24 protein-coding genes are annotated in these 25,616 nt (G+C 55.7%); 15 read left to right on the top strand and 9 right to left on the bottom strand.

Annotated features, from left to right (window positions below; translation table 11 throughout):
• Positions 1-12: 12 nt before the first annotated feature.
• The gene (gene plsB / locus SIK97_RS12965) at positions 13-2,436 is read right to left on the bottom strand and encodes a glycerol-3-phosphate 1-O-acyltransferase PlsB (protein ID WP_004097770.1); all 2,424 of its coding nucleotides are present in this window, start codon (positions 2,434-2,436) and stop codon (positions 13-15) included.
• A 129-nt stretch (positions 2,437-2,565) separates the two neighbouring features.
• Here plsB and SIK97_RS12960 point away from each other — a divergent pair, with 129 nt between their 5' ends.
• The 4 genes from SIK97_RS12960 (at position 2,566) to SIK97_RS12945 (ending at position 5,400) form a co-directional block, all read left to right on the top strand.
• Positions 2,566-2,934 carry a diacylglycerol kinase gene (locus SIK97_RS12960; RefSeq protein WP_014227539.1) on the top strand — a complete coding sequence of 123 codons (369 nt, stop codon included), beginning with the start codon at positions 2,566-2,568 and terminating at the stop codon, positions 2,932-2,934.
• A 122-nt stretch (positions 2,935-3,056) separates the two neighbouring features.
• Positions 3,057-3,665 carry a transcriptional repressor LexA gene (gene lexA, locus SIK97_RS12955; protein ID WP_004097774.1) on the top strand — a complete coding sequence of 203 codons (609 nt, stop codon included), beginning with the start codon at positions 3,057-3,059 and terminating at the stop codon, positions 3,663-3,665.
• Positions 3,666-3,737: 72 nt separating this feature from the next.
• Positions 3,738-5,054, top strand: a complete 1,317-nt coding sequence (gene dinF / locus SIK97_RS12950; protein WP_032750018.1) for an MATE family efflux transporter DinF — start codon at positions 3,738-3,740, stop codon at positions 5,052-5,054.
• 136 nt (positions 5,055-5,190) lie between these two features.
• Positions 5,191-5,400, top strand: a complete 210-nt coding sequence (locus SIK97_RS12945; RefSeq protein ID WP_004137568.1) for a CsbD family protein — start codon at positions 5,191-5,193, stop codon at positions 5,398-5,400.
• Between the two features lie 342 nt (positions 5,401-5,742).
• Here the strand turns inward: SIK97_RS12945 and zur are convergent, their stop codons facing one another.
• Positions 5,743-6,258 carry a zinc uptake transcriptional repressor Zur gene (zur, locus tag SIK97_RS12940; protein WP_004097781.1) on the bottom strand — a complete coding sequence of 172 codons (516 nt, stop codon included), beginning with the start codon at positions 6,256-6,258 and terminating at the stop codon, positions 5,743-5,745.
• A gap of 201 nt (positions 6,259-6,459) precedes the next feature.
• Between zur and SIK97_RS12935 the strand changes: the two genes are divergently transcribed.
• The 3 genes from SIK97_RS12935 (at position 6,460) to pspG (ending at position 8,434) form a co-directional block, all read left to right on the top strand.
• Complete coding sequence (locus SIK97_RS12935; RefSeq protein WP_014227541.1) at positions 6,460-6,948, top strand: cupin domain-containing protein; 489 nt, start codon at positions 6,460-6,462, stop codon at positions 6,946-6,948.
• 107 nt (positions 6,949-7,055) lie between these two features.
• The gene (gene dusA, locus SIK97_RS12930; protein WP_032750020.1) at positions 7,056-8,051 is read left to right on the top strand and encodes a tRNA dihydrouridine(20/20a) synthase DusA; all 996 of its coding nucleotides are present in this window, start codon (positions 7,056-7,058) and stop codon (positions 8,049-8,051) included.
• Positions 8,052-8,191: 140 nt separating this feature from the next.
• Positions 8,192-8,434: an envelope stress response protein PspG gene (pspG, locus tag SIK97_RS12925; protein ID WP_014227543.1), complete on the top strand. Its 243-nt coding sequence runs from the start codon at positions 8,192-8,194 to the stop codon at positions 8,432-8,434.
• A 177-nt stretch (positions 8,435-8,611) separates the two neighbouring features.
• Here pspG and SIK97_RS12920 read toward each other — a convergent pair whose 3' ends face one another.
• A complete protein-coding gene (locus SIK97_RS12920) occupies positions 8,612-9,595 on the bottom strand; it encodes a quinone oxidoreductase (protein ID WP_014227544.1) in 984 nt (327 codons plus the stop codon).
• A 61-nt stretch (positions 9,596-9,656) separates the two neighbouring features.
• Here SIK97_RS12920 and dnaB point away from each other — a divergent pair, with 61 nt between their 5' ends.
• The 4 genes from dnaB (at position 9,657) to aphA (ending at position 14,637) form a co-directional block, all read left to right on the top strand.
• Entirely contained in the window at positions 9,657-11,072 is a 1,416-nt protein-coding gene (dnaB, locus tag SIK97_RS12915) for a replicative DNA helicase (RefSeq protein WP_004097788.1), read from the top strand.
• A 145-nt stretch (positions 11,073-11,217) separates the two neighbouring features.
• A complete protein-coding gene (gene alr, locus SIK97_RS12910; protein ID WP_032747492.1) occupies positions 11,218-12,297 on the top strand; it encodes an alanine racemase in 1,080 nt (359 codons plus the stop codon).
• A 238-nt stretch (positions 12,298-12,535) separates the two neighbouring features.
• Positions 12,536-13,729, top strand: coding sequence for an aromatic amino acid transaminase (gene tyrB, locus SIK97_RS12905; protein WP_032747494.1), 1,194 nt, complete (start codon positions 12,536-12,538; stop codon positions 13,727-13,729).
• 194 nt (positions 13,730-13,923) lie between these two features.
• Positions 13,924-14,637, top strand: a complete 714-nt coding sequence (gene aphA / locus SIK97_RS12900) for an acid phosphatase AphA (RefSeq protein ID WP_004097791.1) — start codon at positions 13,924-13,926, stop codon at positions 14,635-14,637.
• A gap of 13 nt (positions 14,638-14,650) precedes the next feature.
• Here the strand turns inward: aphA and SIK97_RS12895 are convergent, their stop codons facing one another.
• On the bottom strand, positions 14,651-14,788 hold the full coding sequence (locus SIK97_RS12895) for a hypothetical protein (RefSeq protein ID WP_155774235.1): 138 nt from the start codon (positions 14,786-14,788) through the stop codon (positions 14,651-14,653).
• Here SIK97_RS12895 and SIK97_RS12890 point away from each other — a divergent pair.
• On the top strand, positions 14,780-15,196 hold the full coding sequence (locus SIK97_RS12890; RefSeq protein ID WP_032747496.1) for a secondary thiamine-phosphate synthase enzyme YjbQ: 417 nt from the start codon (positions 14,780-14,782) through the stop codon (positions 15,194-15,196). The genes SIK97_RS12895 and SIK97_RS12890 overlap by 9 nt on opposite strands.
• Before the next feature lie 3 nt (positions 15,197-15,199).
• Positions 15,200-15,553, top strand: coding sequence for an MmcQ/YjbR family DNA-binding protein (locus SIK97_RS12885; RefSeq protein WP_032747498.1), 354 nt, complete (start codon positions 15,200-15,202; stop codon positions 15,551-15,553).
• A gap of 2 nt (positions 15,554-15,555) precedes the next feature.
• On the opposite strand, the gene SIK97_RS12880 is transcribed toward SIK97_RS12885, so the two are convergent.
• The 3 genes from SIK97_RS12880 to uvrA all read right to left on the bottom strand — a co-directional run bounded on the left by SIK97_RS12880 (position 15,556) and on the right by uvrA (position 19,244).
• Complete coding sequence (locus SIK97_RS12880; protein WP_004097794.1) at positions 15,556-15,873, bottom strand: hypothetical protein; 318 nt, start codon at positions 15,871-15,873, stop codon at positions 15,556-15,558.
• Between the two features lie 2 nt (positions 15,874-15,875).
• The gene (locus SIK97_RS12875) at positions 15,876-16,286 is read right to left on the bottom strand and encodes a hypothetical protein (protein WP_014837137.1); all 411 of its coding nucleotides are present in this window, start codon (positions 16,284-16,286) and stop codon (positions 15,876-15,878) included.
• A gap of 132 nt (positions 16,287-16,418) precedes the next feature.
• On the bottom strand, positions 16,419-19,244 hold the full coding sequence (gene uvrA, locus SIK97_RS12870; protein ID WP_004097797.1) for an excinuclease ABC subunit UvrA: 2,826 nt from the start codon (positions 19,242-19,244) through the stop codon (positions 16,419-16,421).
• A gap of 246 nt (positions 19,245-19,490) precedes the next feature.
• Here uvrA and ssb1 point away from each other — a divergent pair, with 246 nt between their 5' ends.
• Positions 19,491-20,018: a single-stranded DNA-binding protein SSB1 gene (gene ssb1, locus SIK97_RS12865; protein WP_004097799.1), complete on the top strand. Its 528-nt coding sequence runs from the start codon at positions 19,491-19,493 to the stop codon at positions 20,016-20,018.
• 86 nt (positions 20,019-20,104) lie between these two features.
• On the opposite strand, the gene SIK97_RS12860 is transcribed toward ssb1, so the two are convergent.
• Positions 20,105-21,718 carry a lytic transglycosylase F gene (locus SIK97_RS12860; protein WP_057172981.1) on the bottom strand — a complete coding sequence of 538 codons (1,614 nt, stop codon included), beginning with the start codon at positions 21,716-21,718 and terminating at the stop codon, positions 20,105-20,107.
• Between the two features lie 595 nt (positions 21,719-22,313).
• Here SIK97_RS12860 and SIK97_RS12855 point away from each other — a divergent pair.
• Positions 22,314-24,575, top strand: coding sequence for a TonB-dependent siderophore receptor (locus SIK97_RS12855; RefSeq protein WP_025107697.1), 2,262 nt, complete (start codon positions 22,314-22,316; stop codon positions 24,573-24,575).
• Between the two features lie 269 nt (positions 24,576-24,844).
• Here SIK97_RS12855 and SIK97_RS12850 read toward each other — a convergent pair whose 3' ends face one another.
• On the bottom strand, positions 24,845-25,195 hold the full coding sequence (locus SIK97_RS12850) for a helix-turn-helix transcriptional regulator (protein ID WP_025107696.1): 351 nt from the start codon (positions 25,193-25,195) through the stop codon (positions 24,845-24,847).
• Between the last annotated feature and the right edge of the window lie 421 nt (positions 25,196-25,616).

Here is a 25,616-nt window from a genome sequence, read left to right as displayed (position 1 = left end):
TCTCTTTAAACGTTACGCTTCATCCTGGGTAACGCTTTCAATCGTTAATCGCACATCCGAAGTAATCAGATCCGCCAGCATGCGGTAGATCTTCAACGTCTCTTCCGGCTCGGCGTCCCCGGTATCGCTGATATAGCCTTCGTCACGCAGGGTCAACACCAGCGTGCTGAACACCGCCTTATCGAAGAACTCCGGCGCGTTGATGCCGTGCAGAACGGACAGGCGCTGCGCCACGGTGCGGCTCTCTTTCTCCAGCGAACTGCGGTTGATTGACGGGTTGGCACTCAGCAGCCAGAAGGTAATGGCGTAGCGCTGCAGCGTTTCGCGCGCGCCTGCGGCCAACAGCTGCAGAGAACGGGCATGAGACGGATTGACGCTCACCTCATCGTCGTTCAGGGCGATGAGGCCCTGACGCTGCATCTCAGCGATCAGCGCATCGACGACGCCCGCCAGCTCCGCTTTTTCCCAGCGCAGGAACAGCTCGGCCTTCAGGAACGGATAGAACATCTCGACGTGACGCAGGATTTCGGCACGGGTAATACGACGATGCTGAGTGACGATGGCGGCTAACAGCGACGGCATCACCAGCATATGGGCGATGTTGTTGCGGTAGTAGGTCATCAGGACGGCCTGCTCGCGCGGCAGAATGATGATATCGCCAATGGTATCTTTCTCGACTTCGAACTTGTTCATCTGCAGCGCGTGGTCAATCAGCTCGCTGGCCGAAGCCGCAGGCGTGGTCGCATCCGCTGAATATGGCACGTTGCGCAGCAGGGCGAGATAGCACTCAAGCTGCTCGGTGAGCTGCTCGCGGGTCAGTGAACGCTGACGCGATGCCAGAAGCGCGGTACAGCACAGGTTCATGGCGTTAGCCGCGCCGGCATTATTGATGCGCACCATCAGATCCGAGGCGATATTATTCACCGTCGGGGTCAGCCAGGAAGGGCGAACCGCTTCGATAGGGTCGATAGACTCGCGCCAGTCCGGCACATGCTGGTTCAGATAGGCCATCAGCGGCAGGGGTTCGCCGAAGTTAACGTAGCCCTGGCCGAGATTTCGCAGCTTGCTCAAGCCGCGCAGCATCTGCGGCAGGCTCTCTTTCTCTTTCGTCGCACCGCGTAGCTCTTTGGCGTAGGTACCGACCTCCATCACGTGCTCGTAGCCGATGTAAATCGGCACCAGGGTGATGGGGCGATTACCGCCGCGCAGCATCGCCTGAATGGTCATCGACAGGGTGCCGGTTTTCGGATCCAGCAGGCGTCCGGTACGCGAACGCCCGCCTTCAACGAAATACTCCACCGAATAGCCGCGGCTGAACAGCTCGCCGAGATATTCGCGGAATACGGTTGAGTAGAGCTTATTGCCCTTGAACGTACGGCGAATAAAGAACGCGCCGCCGCGACGGAAGATCGGACCGGCGGGCCAGAAGTTCAGGTTGATACCGGCGGCGATATGCGGCGGCACCAGGCCCTGATGATAAATGACGTAAGAGAGCAGCAGATAGTCCATATGGCTGCGGTGGCACGGGACATAAACGATCTCGTGGCCTTCATGCGCCAGCTGGCGCACGCGCTCGGCGTTATGCACGTTAATGCCCTGATACAGCCGGTTCCAGGTAAAGCCCAGCACGCGGTCGGTCAGGCGAATCATCTCATAGGAGAAGTTTGCGGCGATCTCTTCCATCAGGGCGATAGCGTTTTGCTGCGCCTTTTCATGAGAAATTTTCTTGCTGCGGGCTTCGTCTTCTACCGCACGGGCAATGGCTTTCGACGCCAGCAGTTTATTAAACAGATCCTGGCGCGCGGGCAGGCGCGGGCCGACCGCCGCCAGACGCTGACGGGCGAAGTGCATGCGCGCCACGCGGGCCAGCTTCTGGGCGATGGTTTTATCGGTACCGTGTTCGTCCGCCATCTTACGCAGCGAGACCGAAGGCGAGAAACGGACAAAGCTGTCGCGGCCCAGCCACAGAACGGCGAAGAATTTCTGAATGCCGTTGAGCATGCGCAGCGGCGGGTTCACCTCGCCTTTTTCACGCCCCGGCGCGCGACCGAACATCACCGAAACCGGCACCATCTGCACGTCAAGATCGGGATGGTTGCGGTGCAAATCCAGATAGTCGTGAAAGAGCTTGATAGACTCTTCTTTCGGCGTGTAATAGGTAAACACGCGCGGTCCGCCGTGGATAAATACGTAGCGCGGAAGCAGGCCGCCGTCGATCTCGAGCGGCTCCAGCGGGTCCGGTAACTCATGTTCCAGACATTGCGCGCGCAGCGTCAGCAGGTCCGCCTTCGAATTGTAGGGCAGGACATACATAATGGGACGCGAGGTATCCAGGCCTAATTCCTGAGCAGGTTGTGCCGGAATCGACTTGCTTTTTACCAGCGCCCTTAATGGTAAATTCAGTAATTTATAGTAAATTCGTTGCCAGCCAGACATAGACGATGTGAAGCCTCTGGTTAATCATGCAAATGCGCCGCAAGAATAACAGAAAGTGCGCAAAATTTCCGTTGTAACGCGGCAAACGCGTACACTCATTGACGTCATTTACATAAAAAGGTTTGTTTGATGGCCAATAATACCACTGGGTTAACCCGAATTATTAAAGCGGCAGGGTATTCCTGGAAAGGATTCCGGGCGGCGTGGGTCAACGAGGCCGCCTTTCGTCAGGAAGGCATCGCGGCCGTTGTTGCCGTGGCGATCGCCTGCTGGTTAGACGTCGATGCCATCACCCGGGTGCTGTTGATTAGCTCGGTCCTGCTAGTGATGATAGTTGAAATTATCAATAGCGCGATTGAGGCGGTTGTTGACCGTATTGGCCCTGAACATCACGAGCTGTCGGGGCGAGCGAAAGACATGGGATCGGCGGCGGTATTGCTGGCGATTATCATCGCGCTGATCGCGTGGGGAACGCTTTTATGGGCAAACTACCGCTAACGCCTGGCGTAGCGGCTCGCAAAACGGAAAGAAACTCCTGATTTTTGTGTGAAATGTGGTTCCAAAATCACCGTTAGCTGTATATACTCACAGCATAACTGTATATACACCCAGGGGGCGGAATGAAAGCGTTAACGACCAGGCAGCAAGAGGTGTTTGATCTCATTCGGGATCATATCAGCCAGACGGGCATGCCGCCGACGCGTGCGGAGATTGCTCAGCGCTTGGGGTTCCGTTCCCCAAACGCGGCGGAAGAACACCTGAAAGCGCTGGCGCGTAAAGGCGCAATCGAGATCGTTTCCGGCGCCTCCCGCGGTATTCGTCTGCTGACGGAAGAAGAAACGGGTCTGCCGCTTATTGGCCGCGTCGCGGCGGGTGAGCCGCTGCTGGCCCAGCAGCACATTGAAGGTCACTATCAGGTCGATCCGGCTATGTTTAAGCCGAATGCGGATTTTCTACTGCGCGTTAGCGGTATGTCGATGAAAGACATCGGTATTCTTGATGGCGACCTGCTGGCCGTCCATAAAACGCAGGATGTGCGCAATGGCCAGGTGGTTGTGGCGCGCATCGACGAAGAAGTTACCGTGAAGCGACTGAAAAAGCAGGGTAACGTCGTTGAACTGCTGCCGGAAAACAGCGAATTCTCGCCGATCGTGGTGGACCTTCGCGAGCAAAGCTTCACTATTGAAGGCCTGGCCGTTGGCGTTATCCGCAACGGCAACTGGCAGTAATCTCTTCACCTCGCGGCATCATCACCTGATGCATGATGCTGCGCCGTTTTTCCTCATTTGGGCTCTTTCTCCATGCTTTTTAACGCCGCCGACAAAGCCCTGTGGCGCTTAGCGCTGCCCATGATCTTCTCCAATATCACCGTTCCGCTGCTGGGGCTGGTGGATACCGCCGTTATTGGCCACCTCGACAGCCCGGTTTATCTGGGGGGCGTAGCAGTTGGCGCAACGGCGACCAGCTTCCTCTTTATGCTGCTGTTGTTCCTGCGAATGAGTACCACCGGACTGACGGCGCAGGCGTTTGGCGCAAAAGATCCGCAGCGGCTGGCGCGTGCGCTGGTGCAGCCGCTGGTTCTGGCGCTGGCCGCCGGGGCGGCGATTGTGCTCTTACGGATGCCGTTAATCGACCTGGCGCTGCATATCGTCGGCGGTAGCGAAGCCGTGCTCGAACAGGCCAGACGCTTCCTGGAGCTCCGCTGGCTAAGCGCGCCGGCATCGCTGGCGAATCTGGTCCTGCTGGGCTGGCTGCTGGGCGTGCAGTACGCCAGAGCGCCGGTGATCCTGCTGGTGGTCGGCAACGTCCTCAACATCGTGCTCGATTTATGGCTGGTGATGGGCCTGCATATGAACGTGCAGGGGGCGGCGCTGGCGACGGTCACCGCAGAATACGTCACTTTCTTTATTGGCCTGCTGATGGCGAGACGCGTGCTGGCGCTGCGCGGCGTTTCCCTGTCGATGCTGAAAAACGCCTGGCGCGGCGATATACGCCGCCTGCTGGCGCTGAATCGCGACATCATGCTGCGCTCGCTGCTTCTACAGCTCTGCTTCGGGGCGGTGACGGTATTTGGCGCCCGCCTTGGCGCTGATATCGTCGCGGTCAATGCGGTCCTCATGACGATGCTGACCTTTACCGCCTATGCGCTGGACGGTTTTGCCTACGCCGTTGAGGCGCACTCCGGGCAGGCCTACGGCGCGCGCGACGACAGCCAACTGCTTGCCGTCTGGCACGCGGCCTGCCGCCAGTCAGGGATGGTAGCGCTGGCGTTTGCGCTGATTTACGGCCTTGCCGGTGAGCAGATTATCGCTTTGCTGACCTCGCTGCCTTCGCTGCAGCAGCTGGCCTACCGCTATCTGGTCTGGCAGATGATCCTGCCGGTCATTGGCGTCTGGTGCTACCTGCTGGACGGCATGTTTATCGGCGCGACGCGGGGGGCGGAGATGCGCAACAGCATGGCGGTAGCGGCGGCGGGGTTTGCCCTGACGCTGCTGACGGTACCGCCGCTCGGCAACCACGGACTGTGGCTGGCGCTGACGGTCTTTCTCGCTCTGCGCGGCGTTTCTCTGGCGGTTATCTGGCGGCGCCACTGGCAGCGCGGAACCTGGTTTTCGTAATGCATTTGGTGCATCTGATGGTTAAAGATTCCGAATAATAAATCTTACTCAGAATACTCATCTATAGTTAAGTCATGTCCGGCACACAGCGGGCTGTTCATTCACCGAACGATAACCGAACGATGAGGAATGCATGATGAATAAAGACGAAATCGGCGGTAACTGGAAACAGTTCAAAGGTAAAGCGAAAGAAAAATGGGGCAAGCTGACCGACGATGACATGACCGTCATTGAAGGCAAACGCGACCAGCTGGTGGGCAGAATTCAGGAACGTTACGGTTACGCCAAAGACCAGGCAGAGAAAGAAGTGACCGATTGGGAAACCAAAAACGACTATCGCTGGTAGCGAAAACGCCGTGTTTTAACCCCTTACTATTGCCTGCTCTAACGATTTATACCCTAAATAATTCGAGTTGCAGGACAAGGCACTCGTGCTTTGAACAGCGCTTGCGCTGGCCCCGGAGGGGCGAGGCCGCAGGCCGAGTAACGCGGCAACGCAGAGAATCCCCAGGAACTTACTCCAGTAAGTGACTGGGGTGAGCGACAAATCTGTCTGGAACAGATTTGAACGTCGTATCCCGGCGGCCCGAAGGGCGAGGCTCATGGATGAGCCGAGTAACAAAGCCAACGCACATGCAACTTGAAGTATGACGGGTATACACCCTTGATTCCCGCTGCGGCTAACGCCTCAGCGGGCTTTCTTTTTGATCTGGATGGTATGGTCGTGGTGGCAGTGGCCCGGCGTACTGCAGGATTCAACCTCGACGCAGGCGGCGCACAGGCCGTGAGCCTCAATGACGTTGTGGCGCAGGGCGAATCCCATTCTTGCCGCCAGCGTATGCATAATATCTTCGACGCCTTCCGCACACTCTTCTTTGACGCCGCCGCAGCGGTCGCAGATAAACATCGCCGAGCTGTGGGTCGGCTGATCGAAAAGGTGACACAGCACATAGCTATTGGTGGATTCCACCTTATGCACGAACCCTTGCTCGAGTAAAAACTCCAGCGCCCGGTACACCGTCGGCGGTTTCGCCTGAGGCTCTTTTTCTCGAAGGAGATCGAGCAGGTCGTAGGCGCTGATTGCCCCTTGCTGCAGGCTCATCAAACGCAATACTTCAAGGCGCTGCGGGGTCAGGCGCACGCCACGCTGCGCGCACAGCTTTTCAGCATGCGCTAACATTTGTTGCGAAGTGGTCTTATCCATGAGCGTCCTCTGGTTGCGTGAATCTGAAACTGTTACTTTATCACGATACCGGTAAAACGCCGAGACCCGGCGGGCTATACCCGTCACACTTCACGTTACCTGCGCGCTGGCTGCGCCAGTTCGTCCCAGCCGCGCTCCTGGGGTCGCTCAACCTTGCCACCTTATGCTATACCTGATGCATCTCATTTTCGGGAGAAAACGATGAAACGACCTGACTGCATTCGACACTGGCGTGAACTGGAAGGCGTGGATGATTCCACCTATCCCGACAGTACTGAGCTTTTCTCCATCGGCGCGCCGCTGGCGCGGGGCCTGCGGCTGAATCGCCTGGGGATCCACCATGAGCGTCTACCGCCCGGACGCCGAACCTCTTATCCGCATGCGGAGAGCGACGAAGAAGAGTTTATCTACGTGCTGGAAGGCTATCCGGAAGTGTGGATTAACGGCTATCTCTGGAAGCTGGAGCCGGGGGATAGCGTCGGCTTTCCTGCCGGAACCGGCATTTGCCACACCTTCCTCAATAACACCGAGCAGGAGGTTCGCCTGTTAGTCGTTGGCGAGGCAAATAAGAAATTTAATCGCATCTACTACCCGCTTAACCCCGGCTATGCCGCCACGCGACAGGATCGCTGGGTTGACCATCCGCCGCAGTTTTTTGGCCCTCACGACGGGAAGCCACGGAAAATATAGCGTTTATTGCGGGATAAAAAAGGTGAGCACTGACGCTATGCGTCAGTGGTTTATCTTTGTGCTATAGTAGCGCCCCTTTTTACCCGGATGCTTATTTATTCGCCATGATGTCAGATTCAACGCCTACTGCTTTCGCCGCTCACCGTTTTTCCATCGCGCCGATGCTCGACTGGACCGACAGACACTGCCGTTATTTTCTGCGTCAGCTGTCGCGCCACACGCTGCTGTACACCGAAATGGTGACCACCGGTGCGATTATTCACGGCAAGGGCGACTATCTGGCCTACAGCGAAGAAGAGCATCCGGTCGCCCTGCAGCTCGGCGGCAGCGATCCGGCTGCGCTGGCACACTGCGCGAAGCTGGCGCAGGCGCGCGGCTACGATGAAATTAACCTGAACGTTGGCTGCCCGTCCGATCGCGTGCAGAACGGTATGTTCGGCGCCTGCCTGATGGGGAACGCGCAGCTGGTGGCAGACTGTATTAAAGCCATGCGCGACGTCGTGTCGATCCCGGTCACGGTGAAAACCCGTATCGGCATTGATGACCAGGACAGCTACGGGTTTCTGTGTGATTTTATCGAAACGGTATCCGGGAAAGGCGAGTGCGAGATGTTTATCATCCATGCGCGCAAAGCGTGGCTTTCGGGGCTGAGCCCCAAAGAAAACCGCGAGATCCCGCCGCTTGACTATCCGCGCGTTTACCAGCTGAAGCGTGATTTTCCGCATCTGACGATGGCGATTAACGGCGGCATTAAGTCGCTGGAAGAAGCAAAACAACATCTTGCGCATATGGACGGCGTGATGGTGGGCCGTGAGGCCTATCAGAATCCAGGCATTCTGGCGTCGGTGGATCGGGAAATTTTCGGCGTGGAAGGCGTCGATGCTGACCCGGTTTCCGTGGTCCGGGCGATGTATCCCTATATCGAACGCGAGCTTAGCAACGGTACTTATCTGGGGCACGTAACGCGCCATATGCTCGGGCTGTTTCAGGGGATCCCCGGGGCGCGCCAGTGGCGTCGCTATCTGAGCGAAAATGCGCATAAAGCCGGGGCGGACATCAACGTGCTGGAACAGGCGCTGAAACTGGTTGCCGACAAGCGTTAGTTTTTCACTAAAAACTGGTCAAATTCACCACGCCCTGCACGTATCGTGCCGGGCGTTTTTGTTATTATTCAATGGGTTATATTTGGCACGATTTTTGTAATATCCGGTAAGGTAGATTACATTTCTTTAGGGGAAAGACGATGCTGGAACTCTTATTCGTTATTGGCTTTTTTGTCATGTTATTGGTCACCGGCATTTCACTGCTGGGTATTATTGCCGCGATTGTGGTCGCGACCGCGCTGATGTTTGTCGGCGGTCTGTTTGCGTTAATGATTAAACTGCTGCCGTGGCTGCTGCTGGCCGTTGTTGTGGTTTGGGTGATTCGGGCGATAAAATCACCAACCGACAACCGTTATCGCGCTAATAACCGCTGGCGCTACTAAGGTATTGAGCGGTATGTCACAACCTGAAGATTTTTGCATAAAACAGCGTAGGCTTTGCTTATTAAATCTGTCACTATTAGCGGGTTAACGAATTCATCGTGCTGTACCCTACATACAGCCGAACAAAAAAAGTAAGGGCTTCCCATGTGGAAGCCCTAAACTTTAGTGCTCCGGCCATTACGGCAAGAGCAAACTTGAACCCTGCGTCGCCCGGCTTTCCAGCACCTCATGTGCGCGTCTGGCGTCGGTTAACGCATATTTTTGGCTCTCCGCGACATCCACTTTTATCACGCCGCTGGCGATCAGCGAAAACAGCTCGTTGCTGGCTTCCGTCAGCTCTTCACGCGTGGTGATATAGCCCTGCAGAGAAGGGCGGGTGACGTACAGCGAACCTTTTTGATTGAGGATCCCGAGATTGACGCCGGTCACCGGGCCGGAGGAGTTGCCGAAGCTCACCATCAGCCCCCGACGCTGCAGGCAGTCAAGGGAGGCTTCCCAGGTATCTTTCCCGACGGAATCATAAACCACGTGGACTTTCTTACCGTCGGTGATCTCTTTCAGGCGCTCGACGATATTCTCTTCGCGATAGTTAATGATCTGCCAGGCGCCGGCCTGTTTGGCGCGTTCAGCTTTTTGCGCGCTGCCGACGGTACCGATCAGCTTCGCGCCCAGCGCTTTGGCCCACTGACAGGCGATGAGCCCGACGCCGCCGGCCGCCGCATGAAACAAGAACGGCTCGCCCGCTTTGATCTCGTAGGTTTTCCGCAGCAGGTAATAGACCGTGAGCCCTTTCAGGAATGAGGCCGCCGCCTGCTCGAAAGAGATCGCGTCCGGTAAAATGGCGGCCTTATCCGCGGGCACGTTGTGGACGGTGCTATAGGCTCCCAGCGCCGATTGCGCGTAGACCACCCGATCGCCGGCTTTGATATGTTTCACGCCGCTGCCGACTTTGCTTACTACGCCAGCGGCTTCGGTACCCAGACCGCTCGGCAATGACGGGGGCGGGTAGAGGCCGCTGCGGATATAGGTATCAATGTAGTTGATGCCGATGGCCTTATTCTCTACCTGAATTTCGTGCTCTGCGGGATCTTTCGGCGTGAACTCCAGCGCTTGCAGAACATCAGGCCCTCCGTGCTGGTGAAATTCAATTCGTGTTGCCATGCTTCCTCCAGAAATGTGGTAATCTTTCGACCCATTCACTATCTCGGTAACTCCATTCACTATGGCAGGAAATAAACCCTTCAACAAACCACAGACTGAACCCCGCGAGCGTGATTATCAGCTCGATGGGTTGAAGGTCCCGCCGCACTCGATTGAAGCGGAACAGTCGGTGTTGGGCGGTTTAATGCTGGATAACGAACGCTGGGACGACGTTGCCGAGCGGGTTGTTTCGGAAGATTTTTATACCCGTCCGCATCGCCATATTTTCACCGAAATGGCGCGCCTGCAGGAATCGGGCAGCCCGATTGACCTGATTACGCTCGCCGAATCGCTGGAGCGTCAGGGGCAGCTGGACAGCGTCGGCGGCTTCGCCTACCTGGCGGAATTATCGAAAAATACGCCAAGTGCGGCGAACATCAGCGCTTATGCCGATATCGTCCGCGAACGTGCGGTAGTACGCGAAATGATCTCCGTGGCGAATGAAATCGCCGAGGCCGGTTTCGATCCCCAGGGCCGCACCAGCGAAGATCTGCTCGACCTCGCCGAATCCCGGGTGTTTAAAATTGCCGAAAGCCGCGCGAATAAAGACGAGGGGCCGAAGAATATCGCCGACGTGCTCGACGCTACCGTGGCGCGTATTGAACAGCTGTTCCAACAGCCGCATGACGGCGTCACCGGGGTGAATACCGGCTATGACGATCTCAATAAAAAAACCGCCGGTCTTCAGCCGTCGGACCTGATTATCGTCGCCGCGCGTCCGTCAATGGGTAAGACGACTTTTGCGATGAACCTCGTGGAAAACGCGGCGATGCTGCAGGATAAGCCGGTACTCATCTTCAGTCTCGAGATGCCCTCGGAGCAGATTATGATGCGTTCTCTGGCATCGCTGTCGCGCGTTGACCAGACCCGCATTCGTACCGGCCAGCTGGATGATGAAGATTGGGCGCGCATTTCCGGCACCATGGGAATTCTGCTGGAAAAACGTAACATCTATATTGATGACTCCTCCGGCCTGACGCCAACCGAAGTGCGCTCCCGCGCGCGGCGCATCGCCCGCGAGCACGGCGGCATCGGTCTTATTATGATCGACTACCTGCAGCTGATGCGCGTGCCGTCGCTCTCCGATAACCGTACGCTGGAAATCGCCGAAATTTCCCGCTCGCTCAAGGCGCTGGCGAAGGAGCTACAGGTGCCGGTGGTGGCGCTGTCGCAGCTTAACCGCTCGCTGGAACAGCGTGCGGATAAGCGCCCGGTCAACTCCGACCTGCGTGAGTCCGGCTCCATCGAGCAGGACGCCGACTTAATCATGTTTATCTACCGTGATGAGGTTTATCACGAAAACAGTGATTTAAAAGGCATCGCTGAAATTATTATTGGTAAACAGCGTAACGGCCCTATCGGGACGGTGCGCCTGACGTTTAACGGTCAGTGGTCGCGTTTTGATAATTATGCTGGGCCACAATACGACGACGAATAAATCTCCGTCATCCTTCATGCCGCAGGTGCGTTGACTACGCCTGTTCACCCCGGTCACTTAGTTTACTAAGCTCCCGGGGATTCTCAGGCTTGTCGCCTTCCTGCAACACGAAGGATTTAGGAGATTCTTTTATTAAGGAATTCAAATGCAAGCGGCAACTGTAGTCATTAACCGCCGCGCTCTGCGACACAACCTGCAACGTCTGCGTGAACTGGCGCCCGCCAGCAAACTGGTTGCGGTGGTGAAAGCGAACGCCTACGGACACGGTCTTCTTGAGACCGCGCGAACGCTCCCGGACGCCGATGCTTTTGGCGTCGCCCGTCTTGAAGAAGCCCTGCGCCTGCGCGCGGGCGGTATCGCCCAGCCGATTCTGCTGCTGGAGGGATTCTTTGAGGCCGCCGACCTGCCGGTGATCTCCGCCCAGCGCCTGCACACGGCGGTACACAGCCCGGAGCAGCTGGCTGCGCTGGAGGAAGCGGATTTACCCGAGCCGGTAACCGTATGGATGAAGCTGGACACCGGGATGCATCGATTAGGCGTTCTGCCCGAACAGGCCGAAGCCTTTTATCAGCGCCTGAGCCAGTGTAAAAACGTCCGCCAGCCGGTCAATATCGTGAGCCATTTTGCCCGTGCGGATGAGCCTGAGTGCGGCGCGACCGAACGTCAGCTGGATATCTTTACCACCTTCACGGAAGGGAAACCGGGGCTGCGCTCAATCGCCGCATCCGGCGGTATATTGCTATGGCCGCAGTCGCACTTCGACTGGGCGCGTCCGGGGATTATTCTCTACGGCGTATCGCCGCTTGACGGTGGATCCACCGGCGCGGATTTTGGCTGCCAGCCGGTGATGTCTCTGACCTCCAGCCTGATCGCGGTCCGCGAGCATAAAGCCGGCGAGCCGGTGGGCTACGGCGGAACCTGGGTCAGCGAGCGTGATACGCGTTTAGGCGTTGTGGCGATGGGCTACGGTGACGGCTATCCGCGCGCCGCGCCGTCAGGCACGCCGGTACTGGTTAACGGCCGTGAAGTGCCGATTGTCGGACGCGTAGCGATGGATATGATTTGCGTCGATCTCGGGCCTGAAGCACAGGACCACGCTGGCGACGCGGTCGTGCTGTGGGGCGAAGGCCTCCCCGTCGAGCGGATTGCCGAAATTACAAAAGTAAGTGCTTACGAACTTATTACGCGCCTGACTTCACGGGTATCCATGAAGTACGTGGATTAATGTCAGCCAGCGCGCTTTCCCCCGGTGGCGGCTGACGCCTTACCGGGGCTACGGGGCCGCTACCGGCTACGGGCCGGTAGCCCGGATAAGGCGGTTTAAGCCGCCATCCGGGATGGGCGTTCACGTTGTTGCGTCAAATCCAGCCCGTTCTGTTTTATCCGCCAACATCCCCTCGACCTTCTTTCACATCCAGTTTATTGTGTTATAACGAGCCCATGTAAACCTGGAGAAACATCGCGTGTTTCAGAAAGTTGACGCCTACGCTGGCGACCCCATTCTCTCCCTGATGGAGCGTTTTAAAGACGATCCGCGTAGTGACAAAGTAAATCTCAGCATCGGTCTTTATTACAACGAAGACGGCATCATTCCGCAGCTGAAGGCGGTTGCCGAAGCGGAAGCACGTCTTAACGCCCAGCCGCACGGCGCCTCAATCTATTTACCGATGGAAGGGCTGAACACCTATCGCCACGCGATTGCGTCGCTGCTGTTCGGGGGCGATCATTCGGTACTGGCGCAGCATCGCGTGGCCTCTATTCAGACGCTGGGCGGCTCCGGAGCCCTGAAAGTCGGCGCTGACTTCCTGAAACGCTACTTCCCGGGCTCGCGCGTATGGGTCAGCGACCCGACGTGGGAAAACCACATCGCTATATTTGAAGGGGCTGGATTCGAAGTAAGTACTTACCCTTGGTTTGATGATAAAACCAATGGCGTGCGTTTCGCTGCTTTCCTTGAAAAACTCAATACGCTACCGGAACGCGATATCGTGCTGCTGCATCCCTGCTGCCATAACCCAACGGGAGCCGATCTTACCAACGCTCAGTGGGATCAAGTGGTTGAGGTGCTGAAAGCGCGTAATTTGATTCCTTTCCTCGACATCGCCTACCAGGGCTTTGGCGCAGGTATGGAAGAGGATGCCTACGCTATCCGCGCTATAGCGAACGCCGGGATGCCTATGCTGGTCAGCAACTCGTTCTCGAAAATCTTCTCCCTGTACGGTGAGCGCGTTGGCGGGCTGTCGATCGTCTGTGAAGATACTGAAACCGCGGGGCGCGTACTGGGGCAATTAAAAGCGACCGTACGTCGCAACTACTCCAGCCCGCCGAACTTTGGCGCGCAGGTGGTTGCGGCGGTGTTGGGCGACAGCGCGCTGAAAGCCTCATGGCTGGCGGAAGTGGAAGGGATGCGCACCCGTATTCTGGCCATGCGTCAGGAGCTGGTTGATGTGCTGAAAGAGACGGTTCCGGGCGGTGATTTTGACTATCTGCTCAAGCAGCGCGGCATGTTTAGCTATACCGGTTTCAGCGCGGCCCAGGTTGACCGCCTGCGCGATGAGTTTGGCGTCTATCTGATTGCCAGCGGCCGCATGTGCGTCGCGGGGCTGAATGCAGGAAACGTGCGCCGCGTAGCGCAGGCGTTTGCTGCGGTAATATAAGTTCTTCCTGACCTTTTGCCCGCGCCAAATCATGACGCGGGCAATTCGCTTCCCGAAGTGTGATCATTCTCTTTTTATATGACATCAGAGCAGAAAAACCTTCCTATCCGCCTTCGCGGGGGGTAAGGTCTGGGTGCATTAATAAGCGTACACATTATTGAAAATTATAACGATTCGATTATTTAGGGAAAAATATGCGCAAGATCACCCTGGCCTTTGGGGCCGTCTGCTTACTGTTCACGCTAAATAGCTCCGTCGTTGCTCGCGCCTCCACACCGCAGCCGCTGTGGACGGGCACCAATATGGCGAAACTCGCCGAACAGGCGCCGATCCATTGGGTTTCCGTCGCCCAGATTGAAAATAGCCTGCTGGGACGCCAGCCGATGGCCGTCGGTTTTGATATTGATGATACCGTCCTGTTCTCCAGCCCGGGCTTCTGGCGCGGGCAGAAAACCTATTCCCCCGGCAGCGATGATTACCTGAAAAATCCGGAGTTCTGGGAAAAAATGAACAACGGCTGGGATGAATTCAGCATGCCGAAAGAGGTGGCGCGCCAGCTGATTGCGATGCACGTAAAGCGCGGCGATAGCATCTATTTCGTTACCGGCCGTAGCCAGACCAAAACCGAAACGGTATCAAAAACCCTGCAGGATGATTTTCTCATCCCGGCGGCGAATATGAACCCGGTTATTTTTGCCGGCGATAAACCTGGCCAGAACACCAAAACGCAGTGGCTGCAGGAGAAAGGGATCAAAGTTTTCTACGGCGATTCAGATAACGATATCTCCGCTGCCCGCGAGGTGGGCGCGCGCGGGATCCGTATCTTGCGGGCCTCAAACTCTTCCTATAAGCCGCTGCCGATGGCGGGCGCTCAGGGTGAAGAGGTCATTGTGAATTCAGAATATTAAGCTGCCCGCCGGCTTAATCATCAATCGCTAAAACGGTAGCCGGCACGCTGCCGTTTTTTTGTGCAAAATAGCGTGCCAAAGGTTTTACCTTTTCGCTTATTGCTGCACACTTAGGAAGGTTCATTAGTAAAAGGAGTGGTTTATGTGGCATCAGCAAACCCTGACGTTAGGCCCGAAAGCACGGGGCTTCCATCTGATCACTGATGAAATTCTCGGGCAAATCCGCGAAATATCGCGGGTGAAAACTGGCCTGCTGCATTTGCTGCTCCAGCATACATCTGCTTCCCTGACGCTAAACGAAAACTGCGATCCGACCGTTCGCTTCGATATGGAGCAGCATTTTCTGCACGCCGTACCGGATAACGCGCCGTATGAACACGATTATGAAGGTCCTGATGACATGCCCTCGCACATTAAGTCGTCGATGCTGGGCGTATCGCTGATGCTGCCCGTACGGGATGGCAGCGTCAGGCTGGGGACCTGGCAGGGGATCTGGCTCGGGGAGCATCGTATTCATGGCGGATCGCGCCATATCATCGCGACGCTGATGGGGGAATAAAAAATGACAATTTCGGATTTATTGCAGTACTGCATGGCAAAGCCGGGCGCCGAACAAAGCGTACATAGCGACTGGAAAGCGACGCAGATCAAAGCGGTGGACGTCCTGTTTGCGATGGTAAAAGAGGTTGAGGACAACCGGCCAGCGGTATCGTTAAAGACCAGCCCTGAGCTTGCGGAACTGTTGAGGCAGCAGCATCGCGATGTTCGCCCCAGCAAACATCTCAATAAAGCCCACTGGAGTACGGTGTTTCTTGACGGCTCCCTGCCTGATTCGCAAATTTACTATCTGGTGGATGCTTCCTACCAGCAGGCGCTTGATTCGCTTTCCGAGGCTAAGCGTAAGCTGTTGCCATAGCGCTAAATTCTGCCCAGCAGCGCCAGCAGGGTCACATCAAACAGACGAAGCAGCGTGGACTGCAGATGCGCCTGCATGGCGATCTGTTCGTTGTTGGCGCGAATGCTGGCAATATCGCGCTGCCCTTGCAGGAGCAGAATGAGGTCGTCCTGACTTAACCAGCCGCGCGCTTTCTCCTGTAACGCCTGAAGCGTGAGCATCCCGGCGTCGCGAATGTCGCTGTCTTCATCATTTACAATCGCGTGCATAAGCTGCAACCACTCTGCCGTATTCACGCCGGCGCCGGCCAGCTGGGCGCTTAACTCTTCTATGGTGGACATGCTTATCTCCCTGAACGCTGTTGTTCGCCGTTGATGGCCTGCTGGTAAAGTTTTTCCGTCTGTTGCGCCAGAATTCCGGCCTCGAAAGGCGTCAGCGCTCTCTCCTGGGGGACGACGCGCCGGTACAGCCGCTGATAATTTTTCTCCAGCACGTGAAGATTACTCTGCCGTAGCGCATCGCTATCGCTTAACGCCAGGCTGAATAGCGGGCGAATCTGGCGATCCTCGTAACTGAGCAAGCGTTGGTCGAGTGGCGCTGCCGCCGCGTCGCTGATGAACTGCAGATGAAGCTGTTCCAGCATCAGCAGCTGCTGATGAGCCGTGCTGCTATAGCCATCTATCCAGCTGCAGGCGGTCAGCGCGAATAACGCCGCGACGAGCGTAAATCGATAAAGTCCGTGCTTTAAGTACATGATGCATCCTGCAATTGATGGCGGTGGTGCTATCTGATGACAGATGCCGTCCGGCCGCAAATCACAAAATATCAGCGGGAGAAAATGAGAGGAAATGAGGCCTCTTCCCGGGACGGGAAGAGGCAGATGAGATTACTTCAGCATGGGCTTGAGGAAGCGAGCCGTATAGGAGGCCTCGCACTCGGCGACCGTTTCCGGCGTACCGGAAACGAGAATCTCTCCGCCGCCGCTTCCGCCTTCCGGCCCAAGGTCAACGATCCAGTCAGCCGTCTTGATGACATCCAGGTTGTGCTCAATCACCACGATGGTATTCCCCTGGTCGCGCAGCTGGTGCAGAACCTCCAGCAGCTGCTGAATATCGGCAAAGTGCAGACCGGTGGTCGGTTCATCAAGGATATACAGCGTTTGCCCGGTACCGCGTTTGGACAGCTCGCGCGCCAGCTTGACGCGCTGGGCCTCGCCGCCGGAGAGCGTGGTAGCCGACTGACCAAGGCGAATATAGGTCAGACCGACGTCCATCAGCGTTTGCAGCTTACGCGCCAGAGCCGGAACCGCATCGAAGAACTCACGCGCTTCTTCAATGGTCATATCCAGCACTTCATGAATCGTTTTGCCTTTGTACTTAATCTCCAGCGTTTCGCGGTTATAGCGTTTGCCTTTGCACTGGTCGCACGGTACGTAGATATCCGGCAGGAAGTGCATCTCGACTTTGATCACGCCATCGCCCTGGCAGGCTTCACAGCGGCCGCCGCGCACGTTAAAACTGAAGCGGCCGGGCGTGTAGCCACGCGAACGTGATTCAGGTACGCCGGCAAACAGTTCACGGACCGGCGTAAAGACGCCGGTGTAGGTTGCGGGGTTAGAACGCGGCGTACGGCCGATTGGGCTCTGGTCGATATCGATCACTTTGTCGAAATGTTCCAGCCCCTGCACGTCGCGGTAAGGTGCCGGTTCCGCGATGGTGGCGCCGTTGAGCTGACGCTGGGCAATCGGGAACAGCGTGTCGTTGATCAGCGTGGATTTACCCGACCCGGAAACGCCGGTGATACAGGTGAAGAGGCCCACCGGCAGCGTCAGCGTCACGTCTTTCAGGTTGTTGCCGCGCGCGCCGGACAGCTTCAGTACTTTCTCCGGATTGGCGGGTACGCGCTGTTTCGGCACTTCGATTTTACGCTTGCCGCTCATGAACTGGCCGGTCAGCGATTCCGGCACCGCCATAATATCTTCCAGCTTGCCTTCAGCCACGACCTGACCGCCGTGTACCCCAGCCCCTGGACCGATATCGATAACGTGGTCGGCGGCGCGAATGGCGTCTTCATCGTGCTCAACGACAATCACGGTGTTGCCGAGGTTTCGCAGGTGGATCAGCGTGCCCAGCAGGCGTTCGTTATCGCGCTGGTGCAGGCCGATAGAGGGCTCATCCAGTACGTACATGACGCCGACCAGGCCTGCGCCGATCTGGCTGGCGAGGCGGATACGCTGCGCTTCGCCGCCGGAGAGGGTTTCCGCCGAACGGGAGAGCGTCAGGTAGTTCAGACCGACGTTGACGAGGAATTTCAGGCGATCGCCAATCTCTTTCAGTACTTTTTCAGCAATTTGCGCACGCTGGCCGGAGAGCTTCAGGTTGTTGAAGAAGTCCATCGCGTGGCCGATGCTCATATCCGAGATGGTCGGCAGCGGGGTATTCTCCACAAACACGTGCCGCGCTTCGCGCTTCAGGCGGGTCCCTTCACAGCTGGTGCAGGGACGGTTGCTGATGAATTTCGCTAACTCTTCACGTACTGCGCTGGATTCCGTCTCTTTATAACGGCGCTCCATATTATGCAGCACGCCTTCGAACGGATGGCGGCGCACCGAGGTATCGCCGCGATCGTTCATATATTTGAATTCAATATTCTCTTTGCCTGAGCCGTACAGAACCACTTTTTGTACGCTGCTATTCAGCGTGCCCCAGGGCGCTTCCACATCGAATTCATAATGTTCCGCCAGCGACTTCAGCATCTGGAAGTAGTAAAAATTGCGCCGATCCCAGCCGCGAATCGCCCCGCCAGCCAGCGACAGCTCTGGGTTCTGAATGACGCGTTCCGGATCGAAATACTGCTGGACGCCGAGACCATCGCAGGTCGGGCAAGCGCCAGCCGGGTTGTTGAAGGAGAACAGGCGCGGTTCCAGTTCGCGCATGCTGTAGCCGCAAATCGGGCAGGCGAAGTTGGCGGAAAACAGCAGCTCTTCGGCTTTCGGATCGTCCATATTGGCGACGATGGCGGTGCCGCCCGACAGCTCCAGCGCGGTTTCAAAAGACTCGGCCAGGCGCGTGCTAAGATCGTCGCGCACCTTAAAGCGGTCAATCACCACTTCAATGGTGTGTTTCTTCTGCAGCTCCAGCTTCGGCGGATCGGAGAGATCGCAGACCTCGCCGTCGATCCTCGCGCGGATGTAGCCCTGCCCGGCGAGGTTTTCCAGCGTTTTGTTATGCTCGCCTTTGCGCTCTTTAATGATCGGTGCCAGCAGCATCAGGCGCTGGCCTTCTGGCTGGGAGAGCACGTTATCGACCATCTGGCTCACGGTTTGCGCCGCCAGCGGGACGTCGTGATCCGGGCAGCGCGGCTCGCCGACGCGCGCGTACAGCAGACGCAGGTAGTCGTGAATTTCGGTAATGGTGCCTACCGTTGAACGGGGGTTGTGGGACGTTGATTTCTGTTCAATGGAAATCGCCGGCGACAGCCCTTCAATATGGTCTACGTCGGGCTTCTCCATCAGCGACAGGAACTGCCGCGCGTAGGCGGAGAGCGACTCAACGTAGCGACGCTGCCCTTCGGCATACAACGTGTCGAAAGCCAGTGAGGATTTGCCTGAACCCGAAAGCCCGGTGACGACAATGAGTTTGTCGCGCGGGATGACGAGGTTGATATTTTTGAGATTGTGGGTGCGGGCGCCCCGAACTTCGATCTTATCCATTCACCTTTCCCGGTAGATACGCGGATTGCCTGGTTTGTTAGAAGGACAAACGGCAGAAACGGCTAATTATGACACAATTTAACCTGTTTGAATATACAGTATTGGAATGCATTTTCCGGTGGGATGTGTAAAAATGTCGCACCGCGAGAGTTATCTGGAACCTACTTCCCAGCTATCAACATAGTACCTGGAAATGGTACACTCGCGCGTTTACACTATTAAGAAACGCATTCAGGAGACACAAACATGGCCAGCAGAGGCGTAAACAAGGTGATTCTCGTCGGTAATCTGGGCCAGGACCCGGAAGTACGCTACATGCCGAGTGGTGGCGCAGTTGCCAACATTACGCTGGCTACTTCCGAATCCTGGCGTGATAAAGCGACCGGTGAGATGAAAGAGCAGACCGAATGGCACCGCGTTGTGCTGTTCGGCAAACTGGCGGAAGTGGCCGGCGAGTATCTGCGTAAAGGTTCTCAGGTCTATATTGAAGGCCAGCTGCGTACCCGTAAATGGACTGACCAATCCGGTCAGGAAAAATACACCACCGAGGTTGTCGTTAACGTTGGCGGCACGATGCAAATGCTCGGCGGTCGTCAGCAGGGCGCGGGCGCCCCGGCAGGCGGTGGTCAGCAGCAGGGCGGTTGGGGCCAGCCTCAGCAGCCGCAGGGCGGAAACCAGTTCAGCGGCGGCGCGCAGTCTCGTCCGCAGCAGCAGGCGCCGGCTGCCCCTTCCAATGAGCCGCCGATGGACTTTGATGACGATATTCCGTTCTAACGAAGCGTTAGCGTCGTAAAGTTATCTCTGAAAAAGCCCCTGTTCGGGGCTTTTTCTATTTTGTCACCCAGGCCATCTGCGCTATTTCACTGTGTGGCAGGTGTGGCAGGTGCGGCAGGTGTGGCAGGTGTGGCAGGTGTGGCAGGTGCGGCAGGTGTGGCAGGTGCGGCAGGCATCCCCACTGTCGGCACGACCTGATTTTTGGAGGCCGTCGTCGCCTGCTGTTTACGCGCTATTTCATCCACGATCAGCCGGTAAGCGATGTAATACTTATAGATATTGCTGACATAGCTTACGGTCTCGGAGCCGATCTTCTCGGCGGCCAGATACTCCACGTTGCCAAACCAGACGTTCGGATCAAAACCGCGCTTTTTGGTATCCGCCCGCAGCCGGGCGATGCGCGCGGGGCCCGCGTTATAAGAAGCGAATGAGAACAGCGCCTTATCAAGCTGGGTCATCGGTTCATCGCCATAGTAGCGGTCTATCATCCAGCGCATATATTTCACCCCGGCATGAATGTTGGGGTCGAGCTGCTTAATATCGCCGACCTTCAGCTCCTTGCCGGTGCTCGGCATTACCTGCATAACGCCAATTGCGCCGACGTGGCTACGCACCGACTGATTTAGCCGCGACTCCTGATAGCCCTGCGCGGCCATCAGCAGCCAGTCAACATCGTAGCGATCGCCATATTTGCGGAAGATCTCCACCATGGTCAGAAATTTACGCCGCTCTTTTTGCGCCGCCGCGTTTTTAACGTACCTGGCATCCTTCAGGTAGCGCAGCAGAATCGTATTACCCAGCTTGCTGCCCTGACGATTCTTGTTGATGAATTCATTAAGCAAGGCCAGCAGCTGCGGGCTATTGTTGCGTACCGCCCAGCCGATATTGCCTTCCTTGCGCAGAATGATGTTCTGATGAACCTGAATGTTGGGGAAAACCTGTTTCCAGAACAGAGCCTTGTGGCGGTCGACGACGGTCAATGGAATCAGGCCCGCGTTAAGCATCTCTATCAGATCTTCATCCTCCAGCGCTTCGGGCGCCGGTTCGATGGTGATGGGGGGCAGCGATTGCTGGGCAAAGCGCGCGTTGAGCGCGACCAGGCTCTCGTAATAGCTCGATGAGGTACGCACAAAGACCGTTTTACCGGAAAGCTGCTGCAGATTTTCCACTTTGGGCGAGCCGGGGCCGGAAAGAAGCAGCTCCTGAACGTGAGAGTAGATTGGCGCGGTAAAGGTCATCTCCTGCTGGCGAGCGGGGGTAATCGTCAGGTTGGCGGCGATAATATCCCCCTTACCAGCGTTAAGCGCGCTGATGAGCTGGTCGCGGGCAACCGGAACAAAGATGATACGGACCTTAAGATGACGATGTTTGAGCTTTTTCTCCTTCGTCAGGCTTTGATTGAGGCTTCGCTCAAACTCCATAAAAATATCGTGAGTGGCGCCGCGCTGCGTCCCTTTGTTAATAAAGAAAAAGGTTTTGCTGAAGGTGGTTAATACGCGAATGGTTCGCCGGTCGAGCATACCCGGTAAATCTCCCTTCCATGGCTGCAGCATATCGTCAACGTTGACTTCCAGGGCCTCGCGCTCCTCGGGCTCTGACAGTTTATTCTCTGTGGCGGCGTAAACGGATGTGAAGCATAGCAGGGCGGCAAGGCATGCAAGTCCGCCGACAAGGTATCGATAGAACGACGACGTATTCATGGCGCGGTGCTCCGCAGGAGGATTTTCTTATTTTAGTCAATTTCTGGCCGTTAGCATGCCCGGCGATCGAGAATGTCGGTCGGTTAATCAGCTATTTTATTAATTAACAGGCTCAGTATTTATAGTGAAATAATAAAGAAATAAATATCGGTAATTATGGAGAGAATATGCTCAGATTGTGTTTTTTTAGTGTGGATATATTTTGATTATTTAAAGTGCAAATAAGGAGTAAACGTAAGTAATCATTTCATCTTTTTGTTTTTATTGAATTATTTAAAATTATTGCTGTGATGCATAATTATCCACTTGATAATAAATCTCATTTCTAATAACGTTGTGTGGCACAATACTCCTATTACTGCTGTTCGGCGAATGCTATCAAAGAATAGCGCGGTGCGTTTATTTCTTCATTTTTGCCAGAGTAATAAATCTATTTTGGTCGCTCATTATTTATTGCTATCCCTATTTAAACGGGAGGGCCTGACTACGCCAAAAAAAGAGATGTTACGCCAGGCATGGAAGACATGACCGGTGTTTATCTGGCGGATGAAGAAGGCGTGCCCCGACGGCTAAAAAGAAAAACAGGGCATATTCCATGAAATACGATTCACACTACTCGCTGGCCGTGCTGATCCCGATGGCCATCTGGGGAGGGATGCTGCCGGCGCAGGCCGCTGACAGCAACACGCCAGACGATACGAAGAAATCAGAAACGGCTACGGCAAATGATGACGAAACCATGGTGGTCACCGCGGCGGCGCAGACGCTGCAAGCGCCCGGCGTATCGACCATCACCGCTGAGGAGATCCGTAAACATCCGCCCGCGCGCGATGTCTCTGAGCTGATTCGTACCCAGCCCGGCGTCAACCTCACCGGCAACTCCACCAGCGGCCAGCGCGGTAATAACCGTCAGGTCGATATTCGCGGCATGGGGCCAGAGAACACCCTGATTCTGGTGGATGGTAAACCGGTGACCAGCCGTAATTCCGTGCGCTATGGCTGGCGCGGCGATCGAGATACGCGAGGTGATACCAGCTGGGTACCGGCGGAAATGATCGACCATATCGACGTGATTCGCGGCCCTGCGGCGGCCCGCTACGGTAATGGCGCGATGGGCGGGGTGGTAAATATCGTCACCAAACCGGCCACCAGCGAATGGCATGGATCATGGAATACCTATATGAACGCACCTCAGCACCGTAAAGAGGGCGCGACGAAGCGGACAAACTTCAGCCTCAATGGCCCGCTATCGGATGAGGTCAGCTTTAATTTATGGGGAAATCTGAGCAAAACGCAGGCCGATGCCCAGGATATTAATTCCGGTCACGAAGCGGCGCGAACCGGTAGCTATGCGGGATCGTATCCGGCTGGACGCGAAGGCGTAGTGAATAAAGATATCCACGGTAAGCTGCGCTGGGAATTTGCGCCGATGCAGGCGCTGGAGTTTGAAACCGGCTACAGCCGCCAGGGCAACCTGTATGCAGGCGATACCCAGAATACCAATACCAGCACGCTGGTGAAAAGTATGTACGGTAAAGAGACCAACCGCCTCTATCGTCAGACTTATGGCGTCACGTGGACCGGCGGCTGGGATAACGGCGTGACCAGCAATACTTACGCGCAGTATGAGCACACCCGTAACTCGCGTATGAACGAGGGTCTGGCGGGGGGAACGGAGGGGATCTTCTCCAGCAGCGAATTCTCCGATATCGACCTGTCGGATGTGCTGCTGCACAGCGAGGTGAATATTCCGTTTACCCTGGGATTCGAGCAGAATCTGACGCTGGGTACCGAGTGGAACCAGCAGCGGATGAAAGATGGCGTATCGACCACCCAGTCGCTCTCTTATGGCTCCATTGACGGTATCTCGGCAACCGGGCGTAGCCCCTATTCCAGCGCCGAGATTTTCTCGCTGTTTACCGAAGATAATATCGCGCTGACCGAGAGCACTATGCTGACGCCGGCTCTGCGCTTCGACCATCACAGCATCGTTGGCAATAACTGGAGCCCATCGCTGAACCTCTCGCAGGGGCTGTCGGATGACTGGACGCTGAAGCTGGGCATCGCCCGCGCCTATAAAGCGCCAAACCTTTATCAGCTCAACCCGAACTATATTCTCTACAGCAACGGCCAGGGCTGCTATGCCAGCAGCTCAGCCTGTTACCTGATGGGGAACAGCGATCTGAAGGCGGAAACCAGCGTTAATAAAGAGATTGGCCTTGAGTATAAGCACAACGGCTATCAGGCGGGGCTGACCTGGTTCCGTAACGACTATCATAACAAGATTGAATCGGGCTACTCGGCGGTGGGAACGGCCAGCAACGGCACGACCAATATTTATCAATGGGAAAACGTACCGAAGGCGCTGGTTGAAGGGCTGGAAGGCTCATTAAACCTGCCGGTAAGCGAAACGGTCAACTGGAGCAACAACCTGACGTGGATGCTGCAGAGTAAGAACAAGACCACCGGCGATCGCCTGTCGGTGATCCCGCAGTTCACCCTTAATTCGACCGTCAGCTGGCAGGTACGCGACGATCTTTCGCTGCAGAGTACTTTCACCTGGTATGGTCGGCAAAAACCTAAGCGCTTCAACTATAAGGGCGAGGCGGTATCCGGCAGCGAGCTGAATGAAGTGAGCCCGTACAGCATCGTCGGGCTCAGCGCGACCTGGGATGTGAATAAAAACCTGAGCCTGACCAGCGGCGTGGATAACCTGTTCGATATTCGCCACTACCGCGCCGGTAACGCGCAGACCACGGGGAATTCGACGACCGGCGCCTATCTGTATGGCGCGGGCGCGGAGACCTACAATGAATCGGGTCGGACGTTTTATGTCAGCGTGAATACGCACTTCTGATTATCTACTCAAACACCCGCCGGGATAGTGAACTATTCCGGCTTTTTATTTTTTATGTCGGGGAAAAAGGCCGGAGATATAAATGATGACAAAATCTCCACGGCTTCTACACAATTAACTCAACTTAGCAGCTTACACTGTTTCCTGTTGATCGGGTCTGCTTGATCCCGGAAACGATTAACGGTGGCATCCTGCCATTTCCATTCTAACGTTGTGTTCCTCTTCCCCCTTCCATTCCCAACCGCAGCAATGCAGAGGAGGGGGATCCCCTATCCGGAGATACACAGGATTTTGCGAAACTGGCCAGGCGTAATCGCATAGTATCTTTTAAAGGTACGGTTAAAGGCGCTGATATCTTCATAGCCCGCCATAATACAAATATCAACGATGCGAAAAGCCGGTTTAACCTTTAATAAATCAAGGGCTAATTGCATCCGCTGTTGGCGAATATAGGCCATTGGCGACATATTAAAATAGTGACGAAACAGGCGAAAAAGATGCCATTCAGAATAGCCGGAAAAGAGGCTCAGCGCCCGCATGGTGAGCTTCTTTTCAAGATTGTTTTTTATCCATTGCACCAGCTCGCTAAGCACTGAACGCTGAATTTCATTTCGTGGCATGATATCTACTCATTTCATTATAATGGCAATCTGGCTGCATAATTTATTCACTGTCTCTTCATTTTATCTACGGGGTTATAGGTTAGTTTGTGGCTGTTCCTGGTTTATCCCAGAGAGCATCATTCCTAACAAGATCTTTTTCCCCCTTTCAATCAATGAGAAAGGGGGCTTTTTGTTTTTTTAATTAAAAAACAAAAGATGTTGAATTTTAATGTTGTCAGGAAATGCTTATCTGACTGGGTGGGAGAAGGAAAGTTCCATTAGAAAATAATTTTTTCACCATTCTCATATATCCATTTTTTCTCCATTTTCTCGTCATAATTGCGTGCAATTCTGCGCCTCGTTCAGGTTATTTAAAACGGCGTCAGAATCTGTCTGGCGCAATGAACTGCATTATTCCCAGCAGGTATCTGCTATTGCC

This window comes from Klebsiella sp. JN_Kp126, from assembly GCF_033843325.1.
Lineage (GTDB): Bacteria > Pseudomonadota > Gammaproteobacteria > Enterobacterales > Enterobacteriaceae > Klebsiella > Klebsiella michiganensis.
Note: the sequence above shows the minus strand (reverse complement) of the source record. Positions and strands in the feature narration are given on the sequence as shown.

Excerpts from the sequence above, each read along its gene's own strand:
- SIK97_RS12850 (WP_025107696.1), bottom strand. The coding sequence starts at position 25,195 with ATGCCACGAAATGAAATTCAGCGTTCAGTGCTTAGCGAGCTGGTGCAA.
- zur (WP_004097781.1), bottom strand. The coding sequence starts at position 6,258 with ATGGATAAGACCACTTCGCAACAAATGTTAGCGCATGCTGAAAAGCTG.
- SIK97_RS12935 (WP_014227541.1), top strand. The coding sequence starts at position 6,460 with ATGAAACGACCTGACTGCATTCGACACTGGCGTGAACTGGAAGGCGTG.
- aphA (WP_004097791.1), top strand. The coding sequence starts at position 13,924 with ATGCGCAAGATCACCCTGGCCTTTGGGGCCGTCTGCTTACTGTTCACG.
- ssb1 (WP_004097799.1), top strand. The coding sequence starts at position 19,491 with ATGGCCAGCAGAGGCGTAAACAAGGTGATTCTCGTCGGTAATCTGGGC.
- dnaB (WP_004097788.1), top strand. The coding sequence starts at position 9,657 with ATGGCAGGAAATAAACCCTTCAACAAACCACAGACTGAACCCCGCGAG.
- lexA (WP_004097774.1), top strand. The coding sequence starts at position 3,057 with ATGAAAGCGTTAACGACCAGGCAGCAAGAGGTGTTTGATCTCATTCGG.
- pspG (WP_014227543.1), top strand. The coding sequence starts at position 8,192 with ATGCTGGAACTCTTATTCGTTATTGGCTTTTTTGTCATGTTATTGGTC.
- SIK97_RS12860 (WP_057172981.1), bottom strand. The coding sequence starts at position 21,718 with ATGAATACGTCGTCGTTCTATCGATACCTTGTCGGCGGACTTGCATGC.
- SIK97_RS12945 (WP_004137568.1), top strand. The coding sequence starts at position 5,191 with ATGAATAAAGACGAAATCGGCGGTAACTGGAAACAGTTCAAAGGTAAA.
- uvrA (WP_004097797.1), bottom strand. The coding sequence starts at position 19,244 with ATGGATAAGATCGAAGTTCGGGGCGCCCGCACCCACAATCTCAAAAAT.
- SIK97_RS12920 (WP_014227544.1), bottom strand. The coding sequence starts at position 9,595 with ATGGCAACACGAATTGAATTTCACCAGCACGGAGGGCCTGATGTTCTG.
- dusA (WP_032750020.1), top strand. The coding sequence starts at position 7,056 with ATGTCAGATTCAACGCCTACTGCTTTCGCCGCTCACCGTTTTTCCATC.
- SIK97_RS12875 (WP_014837137.1), bottom strand. The coding sequence starts at position 16,286 with ATGTACTTAAAGCACGGACTTTATCGATTTACGCTCGTCGCGGCGTTA.
- dinF (WP_032750018.1), top strand. The coding sequence starts at position 3,738 with ATGCTTTTTAACGCCGCCGACAAAGCCCTGTGGCGCTTAGCGCTGCCC.
- SIK97_RS12855 (WP_025107697.1), top strand. The coding sequence starts at position 22,314 with ATGAAATACGATTCACACTACTCGCTGGCCGTGCTGATCCCGATGGCC.
- SIK97_RS12885 (WP_032747498.1), top strand. The coding sequence starts at position 15,200 with ATGACAATTTCGGATTTATTGCAGTACTGCATGGCAAAGCCGGGCGCC.
- SIK97_RS12960 (WP_014227539.1), top strand. The coding sequence starts at position 2,566 with ATGGCCAATAATACCACTGGGTTAACCCGAATTATTAAAGCGGCAGGG.
- SIK97_RS12895 (WP_155774235.1), bottom strand. The coding sequence starts at position 14,788 with ATGCCACATAAACCACTCCTTTTACTAATGAACCTTCCTAAGTGTGCA.
- plsB (WP_004097770.1), bottom strand. The coding sequence starts at position 2,436 with ATGTCTGGCTGGCAACGAATTTACTATAAATTACTGAATTTACCATTA.
- SIK97_RS12890 (WP_032747496.1), top strand. The coding sequence starts at position 14,780 with ATGTGGCATCAGCAAACCCTGACGTTAGGCCCGAAAGCACGGGGCTTC.
- alr (WP_032747492.1), top strand. The coding sequence starts at position 11,218 with ATGCAAGCGGCAACTGTAGTCATTAACCGCCGCGCTCTGCGACACAAC.
- SIK97_RS12880 (WP_004097794.1), bottom strand. The coding sequence starts at position 15,873 with ATGTCCACCATAGAAGAGTTAAGCGCCCAGCTGGCCGGCGCCGGCGTG.